Origin of the sequence: Serinibacter arcticus (assembly GCF_003121705.1) — a bacterium.
Classification (GTDB): domain Bacteria; phylum Actinomycetota; class Actinomycetes; order Actinomycetales; family Beutenbergiaceae; genus Litorihabitans.
Window position 1 is genome coordinate 2,093,693 of the sequence record NZ_PYHR01000002.1, and the last position, 23,712, is coordinate 2,117,404.

The 23,712-nt window shown below is 74.6% G+C and carries 22 protein-coding genes, 1 pseudogene and 1 riboswitch; of the genes and pseudogenes, 8 read left to right on the plus strand and 15 right to left on the minus strand.

The genetic code is table 11. The features are described from left to right. Positions 1–20: 20 nt before the first annotated feature. A riboswitch (TPP riboswitch) is annotated at positions 21–153 on the minus strand. A 7-nt stretch (positions 154–160) separates the two neighbouring features. The 5 genes from C8046_RS09540 to C8046_RS09560 form a co-directional block, all read right to left on the minus strand. Continuing rightward, the gene (locus C8046_RS09540; RefSeq protein ID WP_109229237.1) at positions 161–886 is read right to left on the minus strand and encodes a hypothetical protein; all 726 of its coding nucleotides are present in this window, start codon (positions 884–886) and stop codon (positions 161–163) included. Further along, positions 883–2,154, minus strand: a complete 1,272-nt coding sequence (locus C8046_RS09545) for a hypothetical protein (protein WP_109229238.1) — start codon at positions 2,152–2,154, stop codon at positions 883–885. The genes C8046_RS09540 and C8046_RS09545 overlap by 4 nt, the downstream gene beginning before the upstream one ends. After that, a complete protein-coding gene (locus C8046_RS09550) occupies positions 2,151–2,441 on the minus strand; it encodes a hypothetical protein (protein WP_109229239.1) in 291 nt (96 codons plus the stop codon). The genes C8046_RS09545 and C8046_RS09550 overlap by 4 nt, the downstream gene beginning before the upstream one ends. Continuing rightward, positions 2,438–2,758 carry an SAV_915 family protein gene (locus C8046_RS09555; RefSeq protein WP_146197120.1) on the minus strand — a complete coding sequence of 107 codons (321 nt, stop codon included), beginning with the start codon at positions 2,756–2,758 and terminating at the stop codon, positions 2,438–2,440. The genes C8046_RS09550 and C8046_RS09555 overlap by 4 nt, the downstream gene beginning before the upstream one ends. Positions 2,759–2,867: 109 nt before the next feature. Continuing rightward, positions 2,868–3,284 carry a (deoxy)nucleoside triphosphate pyrophosphohydrolase gene (locus C8046_RS09560; protein ID WP_109229241.1) on the minus strand — a complete coding sequence of 139 codons (417 nt, stop codon included), beginning with the start codon at positions 3,282–3,284 and terminating at the stop codon, positions 2,868–2,870. Positions 3,285–3,340: 56 nt separating this feature from the next. Between C8046_RS09560 and map the strand changes: the two genes are divergently transcribed. Further along, entirely contained in the window at positions 3,341–4,108 is a 768-nt protein-coding gene (gene map, locus C8046_RS09565; RefSeq protein ID WP_109229242.1) for a type I methionyl aminopeptidase, read from the plus strand. Positions 4,109–4,176: 68 nt separating this feature from the next. Here map and C8046_RS09570 read toward each other — a convergent pair whose 3' ends face one another. From C8046_RS09570 to C8046_RS09580, 3 genes are all read right to left on the minus strand, one after another. Further along, positions 4,177–5,994: an SdrD B-like domain-containing protein gene (locus C8046_RS09570; RefSeq protein ID WP_109229243.1), complete on the minus strand. Its 1,818-nt coding sequence runs from the start codon at positions 5,992–5,994 to the stop codon at positions 4,177–4,179. A gap of 82 nt (positions 5,995–6,076) precedes the next feature. Next, positions 6,077–6,757: a nucleoside/nucleotide kinase family protein gene (locus tag C8046_RS09575; RefSeq protein WP_109229244.1), complete on the minus strand. Its 681-nt coding sequence runs from the start codon at positions 6,755–6,757 to the stop codon at positions 6,077–6,079. Then, positions 6,750–7,649, minus strand: coding sequence for a PfkB family carbohydrate kinase (locus tag C8046_RS09580; RefSeq protein ID WP_199224429.1), 900 nt, complete (start codon positions 7,647–7,649; stop codon positions 6,750–6,752). The genes C8046_RS09575 and C8046_RS09580 overlap by 8 nt, the downstream gene beginning before the upstream one ends. Before the next feature lie 285 nt (positions 7,650–7,934). Here C8046_RS09580 and C8046_RS09585 point away from each other — a divergent pair, with 285 nt between their 5' ends. After that, positions 7,935–8,924, plus strand: a complete 990-nt coding sequence (locus tag C8046_RS09585; protein WP_109229246.1) for a hypothetical protein — start codon at positions 7,935–7,937, stop codon at positions 8,922–8,924. A gap of 201 nt (positions 8,925–9,125) precedes the next feature. Here C8046_RS09585 and C8046_RS19380 read toward each other — a convergent pair whose 3' ends face one another. Further along, positions 9,126–9,527 carry a hypothetical protein gene (locus C8046_RS19380; protein WP_235866265.1) on the minus strand — a complete coding sequence of 134 codons (402 nt, stop codon included), beginning with the start codon at positions 9,525–9,527 and terminating at the stop codon, positions 9,126–9,128. Positions 9,528–9,728: 201 nt separating this feature from the next. On the opposite strand from C8046_RS19380, the pseudogene C8046_RS19385 reads away from it, so the two are divergent. From C8046_RS19385 to wecB, 6 genes and pseudogenes are all read left to right on the plus strand, one after another. Further along, positions 9,729–10,265 (plus strand): annotated as a pseudogene (locus C8046_RS19385) (glycosyltransferase); the annotation flags it as partial. A gap of 211 nt (positions 10,266–10,476) precedes the next feature. Beyond that, the gene (locus tag C8046_RS09595; protein ID WP_109229247.1) at positions 10,477–12,213 is read left to right on the plus strand and encodes a glycosyltransferase family 4 protein; all 1,737 of its coding nucleotides are present in this window, start codon (positions 10,477–10,479) and stop codon (positions 12,211–12,213) included. Next, a complete protein-coding gene (locus C8046_RS09600; protein WP_158277187.1) occupies positions 12,210–13,106 on the plus strand; it encodes an ABC transporter permease in 897 nt (298 codons plus the stop codon). Before C8046_RS09595 ends, C8046_RS09600 begins: the two co-directional genes overlap by 4 nt. Then, complete coding sequence (locus tag C8046_RS09605) at positions 13,093–14,076, plus strand: ABC transporter ATP-binding protein (RefSeq protein ID WP_109229249.1); 984 nt, start codon at positions 13,093–13,095, stop codon at positions 14,074–14,076. The genes C8046_RS09600 and C8046_RS09605 overlap by 14 nt, the downstream gene beginning before the upstream one ends. After that, complete coding sequence (locus tag C8046_RS09610) at positions 14,073–14,852, plus strand: DUF6270 domain-containing protein (protein ID WP_109229250.1); 780 nt, start codon at positions 14,073–14,075, stop codon at positions 14,850–14,852. Before C8046_RS09605 ends, C8046_RS09610 begins: the two co-directional genes overlap by 4 nt. Next, on the plus strand, positions 14,849–15,994 hold the full coding sequence (gene wecB / locus C8046_RS09615) for a non-hydrolyzing UDP-N-acetylglucosamine 2-epimerase (RefSeq protein WP_235866266.1): 1,146 nt from the start codon (positions 14,849–14,851) through the stop codon (positions 15,992–15,994). The genes C8046_RS09610 and wecB overlap by 4 nt, the downstream gene beginning before the upstream one ends. A 7-nt stretch (positions 15,995–16,001) precedes the next feature. On the opposite strand, the gene wecC is transcribed toward wecB, so the two are convergent. The 6 genes from wecC to C8046_RS09645 all read right to left on the minus strand — a co-directional run bounded on the left by wecC (position 16,002) and on the right by C8046_RS09645 (position 23,690). After that, on the minus strand, positions 16,002–17,288 hold the full coding sequence (wecC, locus tag C8046_RS09620) for a UDP-N-acetyl-D-mannosamine dehydrogenase (RefSeq protein ID WP_109230861.1): 1,287 nt from the start codon (positions 17,286–17,288) through the stop codon (positions 16,002–16,004). 102 nt (positions 17,289–17,390) lie between these two features. Next, positions 17,391–19,277, minus strand: a complete 1,887-nt coding sequence (locus C8046_RS09625) for a glycosyltransferase family protein (protein WP_109229252.1) — start codon at positions 19,275–19,277, stop codon at positions 17,391–17,393. Continuing rightward, a complete protein-coding gene (locus C8046_RS09630; protein WP_109229253.1) occupies positions 19,274–20,452 on the minus strand; it encodes a glycosyltransferase in 1,179 nt (392 codons plus the stop codon). The genes C8046_RS09625 and C8046_RS09630 overlap by 4 nt, the downstream gene beginning before the upstream one ends. Then, complete coding sequence (locus tag C8046_RS09635; RefSeq protein WP_109229254.1) at positions 20,449–22,359, minus strand: glycosyltransferase family 4 protein; 1,911 nt, start codon at positions 22,357–22,359, stop codon at positions 20,449–20,451. The genes C8046_RS09630 and C8046_RS09635 overlap by 4 nt, the downstream gene beginning before the upstream one ends. Before the next feature lie 102 nt (positions 22,360–22,461). Further along, positions 22,462–23,049 (minus strand): hypothetical protein, encoded by a 588-nt coding sequence (locus C8046_RS09640; RefSeq protein WP_109229255.1) that lies wholly within the window; start codon positions 23,047–23,049, stop codon positions 22,462–22,464. Then, positions 23,046–23,690, minus strand: a complete 645-nt coding sequence (locus C8046_RS09645) for a glycosyltransferase (protein WP_109229256.1) — start codon at positions 23,688–23,690, stop codon at positions 23,046–23,048. The genes C8046_RS09640 and C8046_RS09645 overlap by 4 nt, the downstream gene beginning before the upstream one ends. Positions 23,691–23,712: the final 22 nt, after the last annotated feature.

Sequence of the window (23,712 nt, forward strand, 5' to 3'; positions counted from 1 at the left end):
CGGCGCGCGGGTGCGCACCGGGGAGAGAATTCCCGACTTCCTTCGCCGGTGCTAACCGGAGCAGGTTCGAGGGTCTGCGGCTGGGCCGCACTCTCAGCGCGTCCGGCGTCGATCGAGTGATCGGGCCGGTGGGGCGCTCCCCTGTCGTTCGAGGACGAGCCTACCGCCGAGGACCCTGCACACCCCGCACGTGGTCGGCCAGCAGCTCGCTGCCGCCGCCGAGCCCGGTGGTCTCCACGACCAGCAGGTCGGTGCGCGGTCGTCGCGACCACGGCCCCGCCTCGCGACGGACGACGACCGCCCCGGGGCGGCGCGGCCGCAGGAGCAGGCGGTCGGCCATCGGGGTGACGAGGTCGACGTCGACGAGCGCGATCTCGGCGCGACCGCCGCGGTCGACGTCGACCACCCGCGTCGGGGTCACGTAGACGGAGCCGGGGGCCAGGCGGCCGGTCGCCGCGAGCACCGGTCCGCCGAGCACCAGGACCGCCCACGGCACCAGGAGCACGAGCCACAGCGGTGCACCGCGCACGATCGCGAGCACGATCATCACCACGGCCCACAGGCCCAGCACGCCGAGCGCGGCGAACGCCAGCACCCGCGACGAGCCGGCGCCGCGCGGGAAACGCATCGCCGGCTCGCCGTCGATCTGGTCGGGCCGCGGCGCCAGGGCGCGGTCGGACCGCGCGCGATCCGCCTCGATCGGGCGGCGCTGGAGCGAGACCGCGGACAGCAGGACCGTGACCCCGAGCGTCATGGCCAGCGTGCCGGAGACCACGGACGACAGCGCGCCCCGGCTCGTCAGGGCCCACCCCACGGCGACGACGAGCACACCGAGCAGCACGAGCGCACCGACGGCGACGGGGGACGCCCGGCGAGCGGCGGTCAATCGAACCAGCCGCCGACCGTGCTGACGACGCTGCCGCCGAAGTCGCCGATCGCCTCGGCCGTGTCCCCGAGCGCCTCGACCCCCGAGTTCCAGGCCTCGCCGACGTCGGGTCCGTTCTCGAAGAAGGAGTCGATGGCGCCGTCGGCGAAGATCGCGACGCCGGCGCCGATGACGGTGCCGACGACCGCACCGACCGCCGTGCCCACACCCGGAACGACCGAGCCGATGAGGGCGCCGGTCCCGGCGGCGGCCCCGATGCCGGCCAGCGCGCCGAGCGCGGCCGACCCGCCCTGCGAGACGGCGATCTGCTCGACGCTCTCGCCCTCCTGCCAGTCGTTGTAGACGCCGAGACCCAGTCCCAGCGGACCGAGGATCTTGCCGGCCGTGCGGAAGATCCGCGAGGTGCGACCCGGCTCGAGGTTCGCCGCCTGGGTCCGCAGGTCGTCGGCCTGGTCCATGAGGCCCTGCGCCGCGAGCCGGTCCGCCTCGATGCGGCTCTGGTCGAGCCAGCCCGGCAGCCAGCTGATGTTGCGGTAGCGCCGGTCCCAGAACCCGCTGTTGTTCGCGATGTCGTCGAGCTGCTGCTGCCCCATGGCGAAGAGCTCGTCCGCGCGGGTGTTGAGCGCGTGCGCCTGCTGGGCGAGGTCGATCGCGTACCGGGCCACGACGCCGTCGCCGAGGATCTCGCCGATCGTCACCATCCACGACGCGTGCGCGCCGGGAGTGATGTCGCCGTTGAGCTTCTCGCACGCCGTCCGGTAGGCCCGGTCGACGCGGTCGGCCTCGGCGCGGACGGCGATGAAGACCCTGACCTTCTCCTGGTGCGCCTGGTAGGCCGCATCGGCCTGCCAGTAGGTGTCGTACGCCTGGGTGTCCGCAGAATCGGTCGGCATCGTCGGGAAGGCCGGGCCGGGACCCGGGTCGCGGACGATGTAGGTGTTGACCACCAGGTCGCCGTCACGGGCGTCGTTGCGCGCCTGCCGCATGTCCTCCAGGCAGCGCTCGAGGCTCGTGGCGAAGTCGTCGACGTCGTCGGCGAGGCTGCGGACCGACGACTCGAGGTCGTCCGTCGTGCGGATCGCGCGCGTGGCCGTCGACCAGAACGCGTACCCCGCCGTCGCCTGCCAGCCCTCGCTCGCCAGCAGCCGGGCGCTGGTGAGGTCGTCGGCCGCGGCCTGCACGGCCGGGGCGAGGGTGTCGCGGAGCCAGGTCACCGTCCCGCGGATCGAGCTCGGGCTACCGGTGATCTCGGTGTCGACGTCGCTCACTGGTCCTCCATCGCGGCGTCGATCTCCTCGAGCGTGGCGGAGGCCTCGGCGTCGGCGAGCTGGTAGTACTCGCGGGCCCGGCCGACCGACTCGGAGGCGGCGGTCAGCGACGACGCGATGTTCCCGACGCTCGTGGTGAGCTGACCCAGCAGCGAGGTGATGACGGCGGAGACGATGCCCGCGTCGGGACCGTCGGGGACCTGGATCCCCTGCAGCGTCGTGGCGCGGTCACCGAGGACGGTCGAGATCGTGCGGAGGTCGTCGAGCTCGACGTCGATGTCGGTCACCGGGCCGGCTCCGGTTCGATCTCCTGCAGCCCCGGGCTGACGTCCACGAACAGCAGGTCGTACGGCGCGGCGTCGAAGGCCTTCTGGAGGCCGGCGACGTCGAGCACGATCCAGTGGTTGTCCGCGAGGTAGAACCGGTGCAGCCGGTCGATCGCCGAGTAGACGTACAGCGCCGTTCGCCCGTCCTCGACGGTGTGCATGAGGATCCGGCGCTGCGCGGGGTCGGCCTCGTCCGTCGTCGGGACGTAGACGAGCGGCGGCATCGGCGGGTTGGTCGGTCCGGCCGGTCGGTCGGGGGTCACTGTCGAGGAGCTCATGGGGCACTTTCGTTTCGGGGCGTGATCCCACGGTAGGACAGCGCTCGGTGACGTGGTGAGAACTCGTTCAGGGGAGAGGTGCCCACCGATCGGGGGCACAGCGGCCCCGTCAGGCGAAGACGGCGTCGGCGACGGCGTCGACGATCGGCACGTCGGCCGGGAGCCAGGGCACCGAGCGCAGCTCGTCGCGCTCGAGCCAGCGCAGCTCGTCGTGGTCCTGCAGGGGCGCGGGCGGACCGGCCGTGATCTCGACCGTCCACACGAGCATCGTGTGGCCCTGGTGGATCGGCCACGTCTGGTCGGGGTTCGGCCCGGCGACGAGGGAACCGAACGTGATCTCCACACCGAGCTCCTCGCGCAGCTCGCGCACGAGGGCGCCGAGGGGATCCTCACCCGGTTCGACCTTCCCCCCGGCGAACTCCCACGCACCGGCGAGGGTCTTGGGCGCGCTGCGGCGTGCGGCGAGGAGGCGGGTGGGAGCGGCGAGATCATCGAGGATCGCGGCCGCGACGACGAGGGCGGGCACCCCCCGATCCTAGGATCCCCGCGGGGTTTCGGCGTCCCGCGCGTACGCTGGGCCGTGTGATCGAGCTCAAGACGCCCACCGAGGTCCAGGAGATGCGCCCCGCGGGCGCGTTCGTCGCCAGCGTGCTCAGCGCGCTGAAGGAGAAGGCGGCCGTCGGCGTCAACCTCCTCGAGCTCGACGAGCTCGCGCACAAGATGATCCGCGACGCCGGTGCGAGCTCCTGCTACATCGACTACCACCCCAGCTTCGGCGCCTCGCCGTTCGGCAAGGTGCTATGCACCAGCGTGAACGACGCCGTGCTGCACGGCCTGCCGTTCGACTACGTCCTGGCCGACGGCGACCTCCTGTCGGTCGACTTCGCCGCCGAGCTGAACGGCTGGGTCACGGACTCGGCCCTCTCGACGATCGTCGGCACCCCGCGCCCCGAGGACCTCCGCGTCATCGAGGCGACCGAGGTTGCGCTGAAGGCCGGTATCGAGTCGGCCGTCGTCGGCAACAAGCTCGGCGACGTGTCCTGGGCGATCGGCGAGGTCGCCCACCAGTACGGCTACAAGGTCAACACCGACTTCGGCGGCCACGGCGTCGGCCGCACGATGCACGGCGACCCCCACATCCCCAACGACGGCCGCGCCGGCCGGGGCCTCAAGATCAAGCCGGGCCTCGTCGTCGCCATCGAGCCGTGGTTCCTCATCGCCACCGACGAGATCTACACCGACCCCGACGGTTGGACGCTGCGGTCCACCGACGGCTCGCGCGGCGCGCACTCGGAGCACACGATCGCGGTCACGCCGACGGGCCCGGTCATCCTCACCGATCGCGGCTGAGGAACCTCCCGCCCGACGACGACGGCGCCCGTCCCGCAGCTGCGGGGCGGGCGCCGTGTCCGTTCCGGCTACGAGAGGTGGCGACGGCGTCGTGCCGCGAGCGCCGCGCCCGCGAGCAGGAGGACGCCGGCCGCCGCGCCGAGCGCGACCGTGTCGGCGCCGGTGGCCGCGAGGCCCGTGCCGGCGCGGGAGGTGGCACCCGCGGAGGGGCCGCCGGACCCGGGCGTGCCGGGCGGCGGCGTCGTCGTCGGACCGGTGGAGCTCGGAGTCGTCGACGGATCGTCGTCCGGGTCGGCCGTGTTGGTCAGCACGACGGCGACCGTGTCGTCCGCGGGGATCGTGAGCCGGGCACCTGCGCCGGACGCCACGCCGTCGACGACGAAGGCGGGCTCACCCCAGGTGACGCCGTCGACGTCGGGCAGCGCGCCCTCGGTCAGGGTGACGACCGTGCCGGCGGGGACGTCGTCGAACGCGACCGGCTCACCGGCGGTGATCTCGACGGTCACCGGGGCGGCGTCGTCGAGCGTGTAGGTGAGCGAGTAGATGGTGTCCGCAGGGACGGCGCCGTCGCCGTCGACGACCTTCGTGACCGTGAAGCCGCCGCTGGCCGGTGCCTGCGGCGAGGTGTAGGAGTTGGTCAGCGTGACGGAGAGCGCCTCCGCCTCGCAGGTCTCGGTGGTGCACGGGGTCTCGACCGTGACACCGGAGGCCGGGGAGAAGGCAGCCTCGTTCCAGGCGTAGCCCGCCGGGAGCGTGGGCAGCGTGGTGGCCGGCTCGGCGAAGACGACCCGCGTCCCCACCGGGAGGCCGGTCAGGACCTGCGGATCGCCGGCGAGGAGGTCGAGCTCGTAGGACTGGACGGCGTCGCTGCCCGGCAGGACGACGGAGTAGGAGACGTCGAAGGACGCCCCGGCGAGCAGGCCGTCGGGGTCGAGGACCTCCTTGGTGATGCTGACGGCACCGAGGGGGTTGGGGGGCATGACGATCCCGGCGCAGGCCGAGGCCTGCAGCTCGATGCCGGAGGAGGTGAGCGCGGCGTCGTTGAGGAAGCCGGTGCGCCACTCGGGGTCGAGCTGCTCGCAGCCCCGGAAGTCGTAGGAGACGTCCCTGGCCACGGTCGCCTCGGCAACGATGCGGATCGTGTGGGTCGCCCCGCCGTCGATGCTCTGGTCGGTGAGCAGCACGGGGTCGACCGCACCGTCGAACGTTGCCGACAGCGGCAGGCCCGCGGGGGAGATCGACTCGGTCGTGACGTCGGTGACGCTCACCGCGTCGGCGAAGCGGAACGTGTCGCTCAGGTCGTAGCGGCCCGGGGTCAGCCCCGTGTTGGTGACGGTGAGCTCGTAGGTGACGCTGGTGGTGAGGTCGTCGGCCACGACGGGAATGCCCACGACCTCCTTGGTGAGTTCGAGCGGAAGGGTGGACATGCCCGCGTCGATCGTGTTGTTGGTGAGTCCCTCGCTCATCTCGATCGGCAGCGTGAGCCCGGTGACGGGATCGGCGTCGGAGTCGACGAAGAACGGCACGCCGGGCGCCCGTGGCGTGGTGAACACCAACCCCTGCGGGAGGGCGAACCCCACGACGTAGGTCGCGGCGGGCAGCGCGCCGAAGCTGTAGCTGCCGACGGCGTTCGTCGTCGCAGTGCGCAGCGCGGTCGTGCCGTCGGCCGCGTACAGCGTGACGGTCACAGCGCCGACGCCCGGCTCACCGGCGTCCTGCCGACCGTTCCGGTTGACGTCGTTCCAGACCTTGTCGCCGATGACGGCGGTGTCGGCCGCGCTCGCGGGCGCGACGGTCACCCCCACGATCCCCAGCGCCAGCGTCCCCGCGACCAGTGCCCCCAGCAGTCGACGCCCCCGCGCGACCGTTCCCCGTGTCCCCCGCATTGCCGTCCGTCCTCGTCGATCGAATCCCCGATGTGGCGATCAGTGTGACCGACGCCGGGCGTTCCGGCGACCGGGACGCAGGTCAGGTTCCCTGCACGAGACGCCACACGGCGTCGGCGCGCCCCGCCGTCGTCGCGATCACCCCGGCGTTCACCTCGTCGCTGCCGAACGAGCGCTCGCGCGCGGCCGCAGGCGAGCGTCCGAACGACTCGTGCCGGGCGACGAGGCGGTCGTGGCGCAGGTCCTCGGGCGGTGCGAGGAACCAGACCTCGTCGAGGAGGTCGCGCACGGGCGTCCACGGGGCCTCCCGCCGCAGCAGGTAGTTGCCCTCGGTCACCACGAGCGGCACGTCCGGCGGGACGGGGATCGCCGAGCCGACGGGTTCCTCGATCTCGCGGCGGAACCGTGGGGCGAGCACGACGCCGTCGAGCGCGGGGTCCTCGCCGTCGGCCCGCGGCGGCTGGGCCCGGAGCCGGCGCAGCAGATCCACGTAGCCGAGGCCGTCGAACGTGTCGTGCGCGCCCTTGCGCGGGGTGCGGCCGAGCGCGTCGAGGACCTCGCCGGCCAGGTGGAAACCGTCCATCGGGACGGCGACGGCGAGGTCGGGCCCCAGCGCGGCCACCAGGTGGTCGGCGAGGTAGGACTTCCCGGAGCCGGGAGCGCCGCAGATGCCGAGGATCCGGCGGCCGCCGCGGTGGGCGAGCGCTCGCGCGCGCTCCACCAGGTCCTCGAGGGTGGTCTCGACGATCGTCGCCTCAGTCATCGGTCGCCCCCTGCCGGGCGGGGAGGTGGGCGGCCCACGCACGCGGCCCGGCGTGGGCCACCCGCAGCGAGGCGACGTCGACGCCGAGCCGCACGGCCGCCGTCGGGCCCTGCCCGCATCCGACGGCGAAGGTGTACGCGCCGTGGAACGCGTCGCCCGCGCCGAGCGTGTCGACGGCGACGACGCGTGGGACGGCGACCTCGCCGTCGTCCCCGTCGGCCCACCACAGCGCCGGTGCGGCGCCGCGCGTCACGACGACGACGCGCGCCCCGCGCTCACGGAGGGCGGCGACCGAGGAGGCGTGGTCGGTGGCGCCGGGGGCGCGGGCGTCGGCGGAGCAGACGACGTGGTCGGCGAGCGGGACCAGCGCGTCCATCGCGGGCTTCCAGCGGCCGAGGTCGAGGACGACGGGGACACCGGCGGTGCGGGCGGCGGTCGCCGTGCCGACGCCGAGGCGCGGGTGGTGGCCGTCGACGAGGACGACGTCGGCGTCGGCCACGAGCGCGGCGAGGGCCTCGCCGTCGGGCGCCTCGACCGTGCTGGCCACGGCGTCGGAGCCGACGACGCTTCGCTCGCCCGTCGCGGTCGTGACGATGATCGCGGACACCGGGGGCGGGGCGGTCGCGTCGGGCGTGACGTCGACGACGTCCACCCCCTGCTCCTCCAGCTCCGCCCGGACCAGCACCGCCGTCGGGCTCTCCCCGAGCGCCGTGAGGAGCGTGGCGCGCCCGCCGAGCGCGGCGAACGCCACGGCGGCGTTGGCGGCCGGACCGCCGGCCGACAGGTGGGTGGCCGTGGCCGTCACCTTCTCGTTCGCGCCCGGCGGGCGCTCGACGTGCTGGGCGACGTCGAGGGTCGCCAGACCGGCGAACAGGCCGTGGGGCTGGGGCATGCGGACCATCCTGCCCGGCCGCATGGCCGACGCCGATCCGCCTCGCTGACTGCGGACGGCCCTCGCTCTCTGCGGACGGATCCGGTGCAGCGACGACTCGTCAGGCATCGCCGCAGGTCAGGGCGTCGGGCTCGAAGTCGGGTCGGCATCCGTCCGCAAACAGCGAGGGCGCGACGGCGCCGCGCGGGCCCCACCATTCATGGCGCCGTCGCCCCGAGCACGTTGTCCACAACGAGTTGTCCACAGGCCGCGCGCCGCAGCGCCCCGTCAGGGCACCCTGGCGCGATGGACATCCTGGCCCGCATCGCCGCCCTCGGCGGTGCCGCTCGCTTCTCCGAGCTCGACAGCTCGCGCTACCGGCTCGCCACGCTGGTCGCCTCCGGCAGCCTCGAGCAGCTCGACCGGGGCGGGTACGCGCTCCCGACGGCACCGCGACCCATCCGCGTCGCCGTCGGCCTCAACGGCGCCGTGTCCTGCGTCTCGGCCCTGCGCGAGCTGGGCTACGACATGCCCGGCGACGCCTCCGTCGTGCACTGCTCGGTGCCGCGTCACCGCGGCCGGAAGGCACCCCTGCCCGTCGGGGTGAGGCGCCACTTCGAGACGTTCGCCCCCGGCGATCTCCCGCGCCGGGTCTCGCTCGTGAGCGCGGCCGCGCGCGCCGCCGTCTGCCTGCCCTACGACGACGCGGTGGTCGCCCTCGACCGGGTGACCCACGCCGCCGACGGCGCCCTCAGGTCCGACGTCGTCGCCGCGGTCGGTCGGATCTCGCGCTCCCGCGCCGCCGCTCTCGACGTCGACGTCGACGGACGGTCGCGGTCGCGCATCGAGACCGAGGCCCGGCTCGCGCTCCGTCGCGCCGGGTTGCGCGTCGCGGCCGGGGTCGACGTGCCCGGTGTCGGCGAGGTCGACCTCCTCGTCGAGGGAGTGCTGATCGTCGAGCTGGACGGCTACGCCTTCCACTCCGACCGCCGGACGTTCCGCCGCGACCGTTCCCGAGCGCGCACGGCGCTGCGCCTCGGCCTGCCCACGGCCCGGTTCTCCTACGAGGACTCCGACCCCGCCCACGTCGTCGCCGAGGTCGTCGCGCTGCTCCGGGCGCTCGACGCCGGCCCGTCCAGACCCGACCCGTCCCTGTCCGGGCCGATCCTGGCGGCGGTCGATGCCGTGCGTACGGCGGCGACCGGGCCGACGTCGGCCGCGCAGGGGTGGCCGCACCTCGGGGCCGTCGACCGGCGTCGGCTGAGGTGGTTGGCCGACTCCGATCCGCCTCGCTGACTGCGGACGGCCCTCGCTCTCTGCGGACGGATCCGGTGCAGCGACGACTCGTCAGGCATCGCCGCAGGTCAGGGCGTCGGGCTCGAAGTCGGGTCGGCATCCGTCCGCAGACAGCGAGGGCCGTCCGCAGACAGCGAGGGCGGAACTCCGCGGCCGCGCCCCGCCAGCCACCTCCGCAGGCCATTCCCGCACGTGGTCGCACTACGATCGCCAGGACCGGCCCGTGCAGGGGACCGTGGCCAGCACAACGATGGTGGGGACGGCGGGGGGGACGACGTGCACATCGCCCTCCTCACGCACTACTACGCCCCCGAGACCGGTGCGCCGCAGCGCCGCTGGAGCGCGTTCGCCGACCGGTTCGTCGCCGCGGGCCACGAGCTCACCGTCCTCGCGCCGCCGCCGCACCACCCCGACGGCACCCTCACGAGCGAGGCGCCGACCCACCAGGTCGGCGCCCGGAGCCGGGGCGAGCACGGCGAGCGCCTCGTGCGCGTGCGCTACCGCCCGCACCGCGGCACGCTCCCCGCGCGCGTCGCGGACCAGGGCGTGACGGCGCTGGACCAGCTCGCCGTCGGGCTCCCCCTGCTGCGGCGGGACGGCCACCGCCCCGACGTCGTCATCGCCACCGCGCCGGGTCTGCCGAGCATCCCCGCCGGCATCGCGCTGGGCCTGCTCCTGGGCCGTCCGACCGTGGTCGAGATGCGCGACGCGTGGCCCGACCTCATCACCCCGAGCGGCCTGCTAGGGCCCGACGACGACCGCAGCCCGCTCCGCCGTCGTGCCACCCGGGCGGCGCACGGCGCGATGACCGCGCTGCAGCGCCGCGCCGCCGCCGTCGTGACGACCACCGGTGCCTTCGCCGACGTGCTCCGCGACCGCGGGGTCGGCCCGGTGCACGTGATCGGGAACGGCACGTCCCTCGACCTCCCGACCGTGCCGGCCCCGCCCCGCGACCGCACCGGGCTCCGGGTGCTCTACCTCGGCACCGTGGGGCGCAGCCAGCGACTGGCCACGGCCGTCGAGGCCGTCGCGCTGGCGCGGGCGCGCGGGCTCGAGGTGACCCTGCGCGTCGTCGGGTCCGGGATCGACGAGCAGCCGCTGCGCGACCTCGCCCGCGACCGCGGCGTCCCGGTCGACCTCGTCGGCCGGGTCCCGCGCTCCGGGGTGTCCGCTCACTACGCGTGGGCCGACACCGCCCTCGTGAGCCTGCGCGACTGGACCCCGTTCGCCTGGACCGTGCCCTCGAAGCTCTACGAGGTCCTCGGCGTCGGACGTCACGTCTCGGCCACGCTCACCGGCGAGGCGGCCGCGATCGTGCGCGACTCCGGCGGCGGCACCGTCACGCCGCCCGAGGACGCCGCGGCGCTGGCCGACTCGTGGCTGCGGCTGGCGGCCGACCGGACCCTGCTCGACGTCGGCCCTCGCCCCGCGCGTGGGTGGCCGAGCACGCCCACCACGACATGCTCGCGCGCCGCTACCTGGCGGTGCTCGACGACGTCGTCCGCGCCTCGCGAGGCCCCGCGCGCGGCCGCCGGGCACGACGGGACGAGCGATGACCGCGCGCCCGCTCCAGCCCGTGCGCGATCTCGTGCTCGGGCTGGGGACGGCGACGACGATGGCGCGCGAGGATCCCGCCCTGCTCCTCGTACAGGCCGCCCGACGCGCCCCCGCGGCGTGGCGCGCGCGGGCGGCGGCGCTGCTCGCGCGCGGACGACGGCGGGGCGCGGCCCACGCCGTCGGGACCTGGCTGGCCGGTCACGACGGCGAGGCGCGCGCCGAGGTGGCGGCGCTCCTCGCGCGGGGCGACGCCCCCGTGGTCGTGGCCGAGATCGGCGTGCTGCTCGACGTCCCGGGCGCCGACGAGGCGGGCACCGCCGCGACCCGCGCCCGCGCCCGGCACCGCCGCGGGGACCTCTCCGGCGCGATCGACGCCGCCGGCGCCACCCCGCTCGGGCGCCGCCTGGCCTCGGAGCGCACCCTCCTGACGGCCGGCACCGACGTGCGGCTCGCGACCGCCGCGACCGCCGCAGCCCGACCGCACCGCTCCCCCCGCCCCGCCGACCGCTCCCCCACCCCCCGCGTCCTCCATCTCCTCACCAGCTCCGTCCCCCGCACCACCAGCGGTTACGCCCTGCGCAGCCAGGAGGTGCTGCGGGCGCAGCGCCGAGCCGGGATCGACGCCGTCGCCGCCACGCGTCTCGCCTACCCGGTGGACGTCGGGCTGCTCGGGACGCCCGACCGCGAGGTGGTCGACGGCGTCGTCCACCACCGGCTCGTCCCGTGGCACCGCGGCGGCACCCCGCGGCATCGGCTGCGGCAGCACGCCGCGCTGGCGCTCGCGCTCGCCCGCGACCTCGAGCCCGACGTGCTGCACACGACCACGCCGTGGAGCAACGCCGTCGTGACCCGGGCCGTCGCCCGCGAGCTGGGCGTGCCGTGGGTCTACGAGGTGCGGGGGCTGCTGGAGGACACCTGGGTCGCCTCCTTCCCCGCGGCCGCCCGGGCGGCCGTCCGGGCGAGCGAGCGGTACCGCCTGCTTCGCGCCCGCGAGACCGAGCTCGCCCGCTCGGCGGACCGGGTCGTCGTGCTCGGCGAGACCGTCCGGACGGCGCTGGTGGAGCGCGGCGTCGATGCCGGACGCGTCGTCGTGGCTCCGAACGCCGTCGACGCGCGCCTCCTCGCCTCCGACCGCTCCCCCGCCGCCGCGCGGTCCGCCCTCGGCCTCGCGCCGGACGGCTTCTGGGTCGGTACCGTGGGCAGCCTGGTGGCCTACGAGGGGACGGATACCCTGATCAGAGCAGTCGCGCTGGCGCGAGCGGACGGCCGGGACGTGCGCGCCGCCGTCGTGGGCGACGGCGTGGCCCGGCCCGCGCTGCAGCGCCTGGTGGACGAGCTGGGACTGGCCGACGTCGTCACCCTCCCCGGTCGCGTCCCCGCCGCGCAGGCCCCCGACTGGTACCTCGCGCTGGACGCGTTCGCCGTCACCCGCACCGACTCCGAGGTCACCCGCACCGTCCTCCCGCTCAAGCCGATGGCGGCCCTGGCGCTCGGCCGCCCGGTGATCGCGAGCGACCTGCCGGCGCTCGCCGAGCTGGTCGGGGACCCCGGCGCCGGGGTCCTCACCGAGCCCGACAGCCCGCGCTCGGTGGCCGACGCCGTCGCCCGGCTCGCCGACGACCCCGCGCTGCGCACGGAGCTGGGCACGGCCGGGCGCCGGTTCGCCGCCGGGCGGACGTGGGACGCCGTCGGGCAGACCTACCGCCGGACGTACGCGGAGCTCCTCGCGTGAGCACCCGACCGCGCCACGTCGTCGTCGTCCCCACCGACGACCTCTCGCCCGTGCTCGCACGGCCGCCCCTGCCCGTCTACCTGCGGCGGCTCTGGCACCGGCGCCACTTCGTCGTGGCGGACTCGCGCGCCCGGGTCGTCTCGAGCAACCGCGCGAACCTGCTCGGATCGATCTGGCTCGTGCTCAACCCGCTGCTCGACGGCGCCGTCTACTTCGTCCTGTTCGGCCTCGTCCTCACGGGCAGCCGCGGGATCGAGAACTACCCCGGCTACCTGATCGTCGGCGTCTTCCTGTTCCAGTTCACGATCCAGTGCCTGGTGCAGGGCTCGCGGGCGATCAGCGGCGGGCGCCCGCTGATCCGCTCCTTCTCCTTCCCGCGCGCCGTGCTCCCGGTCGCGGTCGTGGTGCGCCAGGTGATCCGGTTCCTGCCTGCGCTGATCACGATGCTCGTGCTCGTCATGCTGCTGCCGGTCGCGCTCCCGTCGATGGCCGACGGCGACCCGGTCCGCCAGCCGCTCGCCTGGACCTGGCTGCTGCTGCCCGTCGTCCTGGTGCTGCAGCTCCTGCTCAGCACCGGGCTCGCCCTCGTCGCGGCGCGCGTGACCGCCCGGATCCCCGACCTCACGCAGATCATCGCCATCCTCGCCCGGTTCTGGCTCTACGCCTCGGCGGTGTTCTTCTCGATCGACCGGTTCGCTGACTACCCGGTGCTGCACGCGGTGATGCAGGTCAACCCGATGTACCTCGTGCTCGACGCCGCGCGCGACCTGCTGCTCTACGCCACCGTGCCGTCGGCGGGGACCTGGGCGGGCCTGACCGCGTGGTCGGTCGGACTGCTCGTCGTCGGGACCGTCTGGTTCTGGCGCGGGGAGGAGAGCTATGGCCGCTCCTGAGCTGCCCGGTCCCGAGCTCCCCGGTCCCGAGCTCCCCGGTCCCGAGCTCCCCGGTCCCGAGCTGCCCGCCCCCGACGAGCCGCGCGTGCACGTGGCCGTCGACGACCTCCACGTCCGGTACTCCGCGCCGGACGCCGCCCCGCGCACCGGACGCTCGCGGCTGCGGCGCGGCGTCGACGCCGCACTCGGGCGGGGTCCCAGCGTCGTCGTCCGGGCGCTGGTCGGCGTCTCGCTGGTCGCCCGTGCGGGCGACGCCGTCGGGATCGTCGGGCTGAACGGGTCGGGCAAGAGCACGCTGCTGAGGGCCGTCGCGGGCCTGGAGCGTCCGGCGCGCGGGACCGTGCTGGCGTCCTCGACCCCCGTGCTGCTCGGCGTCAACGCGGCGATGATCCCCGATCTCACCGGGCGCGAGAACGTCCGCCTCGGCTGCCTCGCGATGGGGATGACCCCGGAGGCGACGGCCGCGGCGCTGGGCGACGTCGTCGACCTCTCGGGCATCGGGGCCGCGATCGACCTGCCGATGCGGACCTACTCCTCGGGCATGGGGGCACGCCTGAAGTTCGCGATCGCGGCGGCGTCCGAGCCGGAGATCCTGCTGGTGGACGAGGCCCTGGCCACGGGCGACGCGGCCTTCCGCGAGCGCAGCCGGGAGCGGATGGACCGGTTGCGCGCCGGTGCCGGCTGCGTCTTCCTCGTCTCGCACGCCGCGCAGACGGTCGAGGAGACCTGCACCCGCGCGATCTGGCTGCACCAGGGCCGCGTGGTGCTCGACGGCCCCGCGGTCGAGGTCGCCCAGCGCTACCGCTGGTTCGCGTGGAACCTCGCCCAGGGCGAGGATGCCGTCGCGGAGCGGCTGCTCGAGGAGGCGTTCCGGGCGGGCGTGGAGATCGTGGTCGATCTCGACGGCGCGGCGGGCGTCCCGGGCGGGCGCGGCGTCCGCGGCGTGCGGCACGCGAGGCGGCAGCGGTGACGGCGGGTGCGACCGGGCCGGCGGTGCTGCGCACGCTCGTCGTCGGGAGCTGCGTCTCGCGGGACACCGTCCCCCACCTGCCCGACGGCGACGCCGGGCTGGTCGGCTACGTCGCCCGCCAGTCGCTGATCTCCGCCTACGCGCCACCCGTCGTGCTGCTCGAGCCGCCGGCGATCGCGTCACCGTTCCAGCAGCGCATGGTCCGCGGCGACTTCGCCTCCGACCTGCCGGCCGTCCTGCGCCGCCTCGCCGGCGGGGTCGACCTCGTCCTGTGGGACCTCGTGGACGAGCGGCTCGGCGTCTACGTCCTGCCCGACGACACCGCCGTCACCCGCACGGTCGACCTCGTCGCCGCGCAGGCCGAGACCGACGTCGCCGCGGCGGGGGTGCTCGTCCGCCTGGGCGAGGAGGCGCACCTCGAGATGTGGCGCGAGGCCGCGACCCGGTTCGTCGCCGGCGTGGCGGAGCTCCACCCGGGCGCCGCCCTCGTCGCGGTCGGCCTCCCGTGGGCGGAGCTGACGACGTCGGGCGCCCCGACCCCCGCGAGCTTCGGGGTCGCCGCGGCCGAGGCGAACCGCCGCTACGAGCCCTACTACGCCGTCGTCGAGGCCCTCGGCGCCCCGGTGGTGGGGCGTGGACTCGCCGTGCGAGGCTCGGTCGAGCACCCCTGGGGCGAGGCCCCCTTCCACTACGACTCGGCGGCCTACCGGGCCGTCGCCGACGCGGTTCTCGCCGTCGTGTCCGCCCACCCGAGCAGCAGGAGAGCGCCCCGATGAGACCCCGTGTGATGACGGTGTACGGCACCCGTCCCGAGGCGATCAAGGTCGCCCCGCTCGTCGCGGCGATCGACGCCTCGGACGTGCTCGAGGGGACGACCGTCGTCACCGGCCAGCACCGCGAGATGCTCGACCAGGTCAACGAGGTGTTCGGGATCGTGCCCGACCACGACCTCGACGTCATGAGCCACGGCCAGTCCCTGTCGCACCTGTTCGCGCGGGTCCTCGAACGCCTCGATCCCGTCCTGGAGAGCGTGCGGCCCGACGCCGTCGTCGTGCAGGGCGACACCTCGACGTCGACCGCCGCCGCCCTGGCGGCCTTCCACCGCCGGATCCCGGTGGTGCACCTCGAGGCGGGACTGCGCTCGGGCGACCTGCACTCCCCCTTCCCCGAGGAGGCGAACCGTCGGCTGACCTCCCGCCTCGCGGCGCTGCACCTCGCCCCCACGGCCGGCAGCCGCGAGAACCTCCTGACGGAGGGGGTCCCGGCCACCGACGTCGTCGTCACAGGCAACACCGTGATCGACGCGCTGCTGGACGTCGTGGCGCGTCCCGTTTCCTTCCGCGACGCGGAGGTCTCCCGGGCCGTCGACGGCGACGGCGACCTCCTCCTCGTGACGGCGCACCGGCGCGAGAGCTGGGGCGAGGGGATGCGGGGCATCGGCCGGGCGCTGGCCACGCTGGCCACGCGGCGTCCGGACCTCACGATCGTGCTGCCCGCGCACCGCAACCCGCAGGTGCGCGCCGCGGTGCTGCCCGCCGTCGAGGGGCTGGCGAACGTGCTCGTCGTCGAGCCGCTGGCCTACGCCGAGTTCGCGCACCTGACGCACCGCTCGACCGTGGTGCTGACCGACTCGGGCGGCGTCCAGGAGGAGGCGCCGAGCCTCGGCAAGCCGGTGCTCGTGATGCGCGAGAACACCGAGCGTCCCGAGGCCGTCACCGCCGGCACGGTCCGGCTCGTGGGCACCGATCCCGACCGGATCGTGGCCGAGGTCGACCGGCTGCTGTCCGACCGCGAGGCGTACGCCTCGATGGCCCGCGCGACGAACCCCTACGGGGACGGGCACGCCGCGGTTAGGGGCGTGGCCGCGATCGAGCACCTGCTCGGGGTGGGGACGCGACGCCCGGACCTCGGGGGCTGAGGCGTCCTCAGAGGTCGCGCCAGGCTCCCCTGGTGTCGACGACGACCTTCTCCGCGAGGCCGAGCCGGCTCCGGTCGGCCTGCACGAACGCCGTGTGGTCCACGAGCAGCAGCACGATGTCGGCGTCGGCGACCGCGCCGTCGAGATCCCGCAGCATCACGTGCGGCTGCGTCACGAGCTCGGGCGGGAGCGCGGTGATGAACGGCTCGACGACGTCGATCCTCGCGTGCGGCAGCCGCTGCGCCAGTGACGCCACGATCTGGCGGGCGGGCGACTCGCGCAGGTCGTCGATGTCCGGCTTGAACGCCAGTCCGAGCGCGGCGATCCGCGGCGCGCGGAGGCGGTCGGCGTGCGCCACCACCCGGTCGACGACCCGCCCGGGCACCGCGTCGTTGACCTCGCGCGCCCGCCGGATCAGCTGCGCCTCCTCCGGCGCGCTCGCCACGATGAACCAGGGGTCGACGGCGATGCAGTGGCCACCCACGCCCGGCCCCGGCTGCAGGATGCTCACGCGCGGGTGGCGATTGGCCAGCTCGATCAGCTCCCAGACGTCGACGCCGACGCGCTCGCAGACGTGCGCGAGCTCGTTGGCGAACGCGATGTTCACATCGCGGAAGGAGTTCTCCACCAGCTTGGTCAGCTCGGCCGTGGCGGCGTCCGTCACGGGGATCTCGGCCTGGCAGAACGTCTCGTACAGCTCCCGCGCGCGGTGACCCGCCTCCGGCGTGAGGCCCCCGACGACGCGGTCGTTGGTCACCAGCTCGACCATCACCCGGCCGGGGAGCACCCGCTCCGGGCAGTGGGCGACGTCGATGATCGGACGGCCGCCCTCGCCGTCGAGGCTCAGGTCGGCCCGCACCGCGAGGATCCGCTGCGCGAGGTGCGCCGTCGTCCCCGGGGGCGACGTCGACTCCAGCACCACGAGCTCACCGCCGCGCAGCTGCGGCGCGATCGCGTCGGCGGCCGCGTCGACGTAGGAGAGGTCGGCCGAGTGGTCGGGGCCGAACGGGGTCGGCACGGCGACGATGAAGACGTCGGCCTCGGGCATCACGAGGCTCGCCCGCAGGCGCTCCTGGGCGACGGCCCCCGCCACCATGGTCCCCAGATCGGGCTCGACGAAGGGCACCTCGCCGCGGTTCACCGCCGCCACCGTGGCGGGGTTCACGTCGACGCCGACGACGTCGGCCCCGTGCGTGGCGAGGATCGCCGCCGTGGGCAGGCCGATGTAGCCGAGCCCGACCACCGCGACGCGCTGCCGGCGCGTGACCGGGACGGGGACCGGGGTGAGCGGCACCACCGGGGCGGGGACGACGGCGGCCGCCGTCGGAGGCCCCGTGCGGGCTGGGCGTACCGGGAGGACGGGTGAGGAGGCTGTCGGGTAGAGCACGGTGAACTCCTAGGCGAAGGCGTGCGGGAGGGGCGGGCCGGAGATGACGACCTCGCTGGAGGCGAGGATCTCCGCGTCGGACGCGGTCCAGGTGTGGGTCGAGCTGCCGCGGACCTGGACGAAGGAGAACCGGTCGGCGGAGTAGAGGCGGGCGCCGGCCCGAGCCACGCCGTCGAGGAAGCCCGTGTCCTCGCCCCGCCGCAGGGGCGGGAACGGGAGTGCCAGGACGAGCTCGCGGCGGGTGACGATCGTGGGGCCGGTGACACGGTCGGTGAACCGGTGCTCGCGGTGACCGAACCGCAGGGCGGTGAGGTCGGGCGCGACGAGGTGGACGTAGTGGGCCTGCTTGCCCACGACGTCCGCGCCGCTGTAGGTGAGCGCGTGGGCCTGGTCGGCGAGGTAGTGGGGGCCGTAGAGGTCGTCGTCGTCGATCTTGGCGACCAGGTCGCCGTCGGCCGCCGCCGCGAGCCGGTTCAGGCACGCCCCCAGCGGCACGTCCGTCCCGGCGCGAAGGAGAACGACGTCGGTGACGCCCCGCTCGCTGGCCCGCTGCCGCAGCGTCGACTCCTCGACCTCCCACCCGTGGGTCAGGAGCACGAGCTGGACGTCGACGCCGCGCTGGGCCGCGACGGTGTCGAGGACGTGGTCGAGCTGCTCGGGGCGCCTCGTGGCGACGAGCGCCGACACCCGCGGCGACCGGGAGCCGAGCACGTGCGCGTCGAGACCCGCCGTGGCGAGCACGTCGTCCACGCGGTGGCTGGTGGTGTGGGCCGACCAGATCCGGCGCTGGGCACGGTGCACCATCCGGTCCCGCAGCTCGGGGCTGGCCACGAGCGCGCGCACCGTGTGGGCGGCCTCGTCCCGCTCCGACACCTGGACGACCTCGTCCCGGGGAAACACGGCCGTGATGGCGGGGCTCGGCGTGCTCACGACGGGCGTCCCCGAGGCGGTGATCTCGAAGATCCGCCTGGCGCACATGGTCGGGGAGTCGACGACCGTGTTGACGTTGAGGAAGACCTTGTAGGAGCGATAGGCGGTGAGCATCCGCGGGTAGTCGAGCGACCCGACGACGTGCCGGTCCAGCGGGGCGGGGAACTGGTAGCGCTCGTCCCCGCCGAGCTGGCGCGAGAAGATCTCCAGCCCGTGCTCCATCCGGCCGGAGACGTCGGCCGCGGCCCCGAGCAGCATGTCCATCTGGGCGGCGCGCTCGGGGTGGCGGTGGGCGAAGTACATCCCGGCGAAGGCGACGTCGCGGCTCGCGCCGTCGGCCGTCAGCCGGACGGGGCTGTGGATCGCGGGCTGCGCCGCGAACGTGAGGACGCCGACGCGGTCGTGCCCGAGCTCCGCCCGGTAGGTGTCCAGGAGACGGTCGTCGGTGGTGAGGACGTGGTCGAACAGCCGCGCCGCCTCGAGGAAGTCCTCGTGGTGCACGGGGTCCTCCTTGTTCCAGAAGACCGTGGGCACGCCGAGCTCGCGGCACCGGGCGACCAGGTCGCGCAGCTGGTCGGAGGGCCCGCGGGAACCGGTCAGCAGGTACTGCCAGGCACGGTCGTTGCCGGCCCAGGCGGACTCCACGAAGAGCAGCTCGACCGGGGTGCGGGACAGCTCCTCGCGCCAGCCGCCCGGCGTGACGGCGACCTGGTCCCACTCGTGCTCGAACGACCGGGCGGAGAACTCGTCGAGCACCGTGGCCACCCGCAGGCGCGGACGCCTCGGGGTCGGCGTCGGCGTCGGCCAGGGCGCGACGCCCGAGGCGTCCTCGGCCGAGGGGCGCGGCCCGGCGGGGAACGTCGCGCGACGACGGCGGTGTCGTCGCAGCCCCTCCGGGCCGCCGTGGCGCAGGTGCCAGAACGACCGACGCAGGCTCGCGAGGTCGACGGCGGAGCGCCCGGTCACGACGGCCCCCCGGCCGTGAACAGTCGTCGGAGCCCTGTGGCGAGGTCGCGGGAGAGCGTCGCGGGGTCCTCGTGGCGCGCGTGGGCCTCGACGTCTGCCTGCACCTGCGGACCCACCATGTCGCCGGCCCGCTGGAGTGCCGCGACGAGGCCGGACTCGTCCCCGGGACGGAACGCCGCCCGATGGTGGGGATGCAGGGTCTCGAGCGCCTGCGGCTGGTCGGGGACCACGCACGGCAGGCCGAACGTCTCGTAGAGGTGGGTCGCGCCCGAGTTGAGGACGCGTTCGTACGGCGCGAGCCCGACGTCGGCTGCACGGAGGTAGAGCTGCACCTGGTCGGCGGGGATCTTGGCGGGCTGGATCAGCACGCGCGGGTGGGCCGTCGCGACGGCGACGAAGGCTCGCGCCGCCTCGCTGTCGTCCGGGGCCCCCGCCACGAGGAGTCGGGCGTCGCCGTCGTAATCCCTGGCGTAGCGGTCGAAGGCGCGCAGGAGAAGCGAGAGGCCCTTGTAGGCCTTGATCGCGCCGAGCAGGACGAACACGCGCTCGTGCGGCTCGATCCCCAGGGCGCCACGGGCGTCGGCCCGCGTCACGTTGCTCGCGTAGCAGTCCGCGTAGCTGGGGTGCGGGACGTGCAGGACCCGGCTCTCGTCGAGCACCAGCGAGCCCCGGAGAAGATCGACGGTGTGGGCGGACATGACGTGGACGGCGTCGCACCGCTCGGCGACGCCCTGCCGCAGCTCCTGCTCGGCGTCCTCGAGCACCGCGTCGTGCGGAAGGAGGTTGTGGATCGTCCAGGCGACGGAGCCGCCCTCGTCGCGGAAGCGGTCGAGCCGGCCGAGGAAGTCGGCGGTCGCCCGTCGCGCGGCCGCACGGTCGTCGATGCCGGCCAGGACGCCGCCGAGCCAGTGGAGGTGGACGGCGACCTGCGCGAGCGGTGCCAGCTGGCCGACGGCGCCCAGCTGCTCCGGGCGGAGCACCGGCGTCGCGCCGATCCCGCACTCGGGGAAGGACCGGTAGAGCTGGCTCTGGAACGGGTTCATCCGGGCGACGGGCGTGTAGCCGAGCACGATCGGACGCTCCGCAGACAGCTCCTGCGCCCACCGCAGCTGCGCGAGGGCCTCGCGCAGCGGCGACTGCGAGGAGTGCTGCCAGCCCTGCAGCGCGACCTTCACCGGTCGCCGTCCGCAGCGGCGCGCGCCGCCGTGTAGGCCTCGACGTACCGGGGGCCGTTCTGGCTCCAGCGGCGCTCGCGCACGACCCAGTCCCGGCCGGCCGCACCGAGCTGGGCGGCCTGCTCCGGATCGGCCAGGAGCGTCTGGAGGACGCGCGCGAGGTCGGCCGCGTCGCCCGTTCGGAACGTCAGCCCCCGGTGCGGCGGCCGGACGACCTCCCGCAGGGCGGGCAGGTTGCTCACGACGACGGGCTTGCCGAGCGCCATCGCCTCGAACGGCTTCAGGGGCGTGACGTAGCGGCCCGCGCGCTCGTTGGTCCGCGGGACGACGAAGACGTCGATCAGGCTGTAGTACGCCGCGATCTCCGTGTGGTCGACGGACCCGGTGAAGACGACGTCGTCGCGGACGCCGAGCTCCGCGGCGCGATGCTCGACGAGCTCCCGGCGCGGACCGTCACCCACGACGACGCAGCGGGCACGCACCCCTCGCTCCTTCAGCACGGCCATCGCCTCGACGAGCGTCTCCTGCGACTCCCTCGGGTGATCCAGGTTGGAGACGTAGCCGAACGTCGGCTCCTGCCCGATCCCGAGCCTCTCCGCGAGGTGGCGGTGACGCGCGACGGGGGCGAACTGGTCCACGTCGACGCCGTTGGGGACGAGCCGGATCTTCGAGGGGTCCGCCCCTCGGCGCACGAGCTCGGTCCTCATGCTCTCGGACAGGGTGAGGACGACGTCGGCCCGGTCGAGGCAGAGCTGCTCCGTGGCGACGCGGCGAAGGAACGTCTCGCCCCGCTCCTCCCGGGCGGCCTCGGCGGTCCAGGTGCCCTCGAAGAAGGACCTGACCTCGTAGACGACGGGGATCCCGGTGCGTTCCTTGACGGCGAGCGCGACGAGCGCGGCCTCGTACCCGCGCCGACCCGACGACACGTGCAGGACGGCGGGGCGCACCGTGCGCACCACGCCGAGCACGGCCTGGGCGTACGCGAGCAGCCAGAGGTCGTGCGGGAGGGTGTCGACCCCGTCACCGAGGTCGATGTGGAGGTGCTCGATCCCGTCGACGACGGACCTCGGCACCGGCTCGGCACCGACACGTCGGAGGAATCCCGGCTCGGTCAGCACGACCGGGGTGAGGCCCGCCTCGCGCTCGGCCACGAGGTTCCGGTGGCTGCGGGAGGTGAAGCCGTTCGAGAGGTGCGGCCGGCTCTCCTTGACGAGGTGCAGCACCGTCGTGGTGTCGCGCGGCGTCAGCGTCTCGCGCGGTCCGGGCAGCCGCGGGATCCAGCCCGAGATCTCGCGGAGGCGACCCTCGGTCCGACGGGCGGAGTCGTCGTCGCGACGCTCCAGCGGCTGCAGCGCCCGGTCGACGGCGAGCACCGCCGACACCGCCCCGCGCTTGACCTGGATGTCCCTCACGAGGTGCAGGAACCGCGGGTTGCCACGGTGCCGCGGGAGCAGGGCGCGGGCGAGGACGTGCGCCTCGTCGTACCGTGCGGCGTCGTACGGCTCCTGCACGACCGCGCTGCCGTAGACCACCGAGCTGGGCCAGGTGACCTCGTCGTACAGCTCCCTGACGGTCCTCGGGCTGTCGACCCGACCGCTCTTGACCACGATCCAGGTGCACACGCGGAGCAGGCGGCCGAATGACAGCTCACCGGCCCGCCGGCGTCGGAGCGCCGAGGCCAGGCGGGCGCGGCGGCCGGCGCCCCGCGCGCCCTCGAGGGTGAGGTCGCCGATCTGCTCGACCAGCGCCCCGACGGCGGCCTCGGCCGTCTGCGACGCCTTCAGCACGCGGTTCAGCTCGTGGTGCAGGCGACCCAGCTGCTGCAGGGCGATCTTCAGCTGGGCGTCGCGGTCGAGGAAGTCGGGTGCGCCGAGCAGATCCCCCGACGCCTCCTGCGCCGCGCGCACCGGGGCGAAGGTGTCCCTCGGAGCCCGGACCGCCGCGGGGTCCGCGGATCCGCCGACCGGCGCCCCGCGTCGGTCAGGACTGCTCGTAGGCAACGACATGACTCACCTCGATCGTCGTCTCGACGCCGTCGGGCACCCAGGTGCGCAGGGCGAGGCCCTCGAGGACGACGTCGTCGGGAAGGTCCAGCACGTACTCGACCTCGTGACCCTCGGGCCGCGTGGCGAGGTAGCGGAAGAAACCGACGGAGGCGTGCGGGGAGTGCCCGACCCCCGCTGGCGCAGCTCGGCCGCCCGGCTCGCCGCGAGCGGCTGGCCGTCCTCGGTGAGCAGGCGAAGCGAGGCGAGCGCGAACGACTTCTCGGGCTTCTCACCTCCGCGCGTCCGCGCCGCCAGCGCGACACGTCCGCGAAGCCGCGGCGTCTCGACGGGCGCGAGGGTCGAGGTCAGCCGCAGCGGCTCCGCGAGCATGCTCGGCCGGGTGAAGGCCGCGCTGAGCTCGGGGTGCATGCGGTGCGCGACGGCGGGGAACAGCTCCTCGAGCGGCTCACCCGTGAGCCGGGGGTAGCGGGCGAGGCTCTCGTTGGCCCGCTCCACCGTCGCGACGTCCCCGGGCAGCCCGTCGCCCAGGGCCGAGTCCTGGTAGACGTGCCGCGCCCAGAAGTACCCGGGCTCTCGCGAGTCGAGGATCACCGGGTTCGACTGGTCCGAGCGTGTGTGGGGCGCGCTGACCGGGGCCTCGACCCGACCCCCCGGATGCACCCTGCACACCCCAGCAGCCCGATGGCGAGCATCGGGTAGTGGCACCGCCGGAGGTTGAAGTAGCCCTCGGCGGTCCGCAGACCGGTGATCCCGGCACCGAAGGACACCATGAAGCCGGTGTTGGCCTCGGTGACGTAGGCCGCCATCCTGTCGAAGTAGTCGGCCGTGAGCAGGTCGTCGTCGTCGAGCCGGTAGAAGCCGAACATCCCCCCGTCGGCCGCGAGCTCCGACCGGGCGACGTCCATCGGGCTGCGCGACCAGCCGTCGGGTCCCTGGCGGTCGAGGACCACGAACGGGTACCGCTCGGCCGCCGCCTCCAGCTCGGACCGGAAGGGCTCCGGCAGGTCGACCGGGTAGGAGACGACGTGCCTGACCCGGTGGGAACGGACCCCCTCCGCCAGCTGAGGCAGCACCTCGCCGACGAAGATCTGGGTCCGTTCCCCGAGCCGGCGGGGGTCGAACAGGTAGTCCCGATAGTCCTCGTGGCTCGAGAACCTCGACCCGTTCGACGCCCGCCAGGCGCCCGAGTCCGGTTGCAGCAGGCTGAACCGTGTGTGACCGACGAACAGCATCAGCGCGTGGCCCCCCGACCCA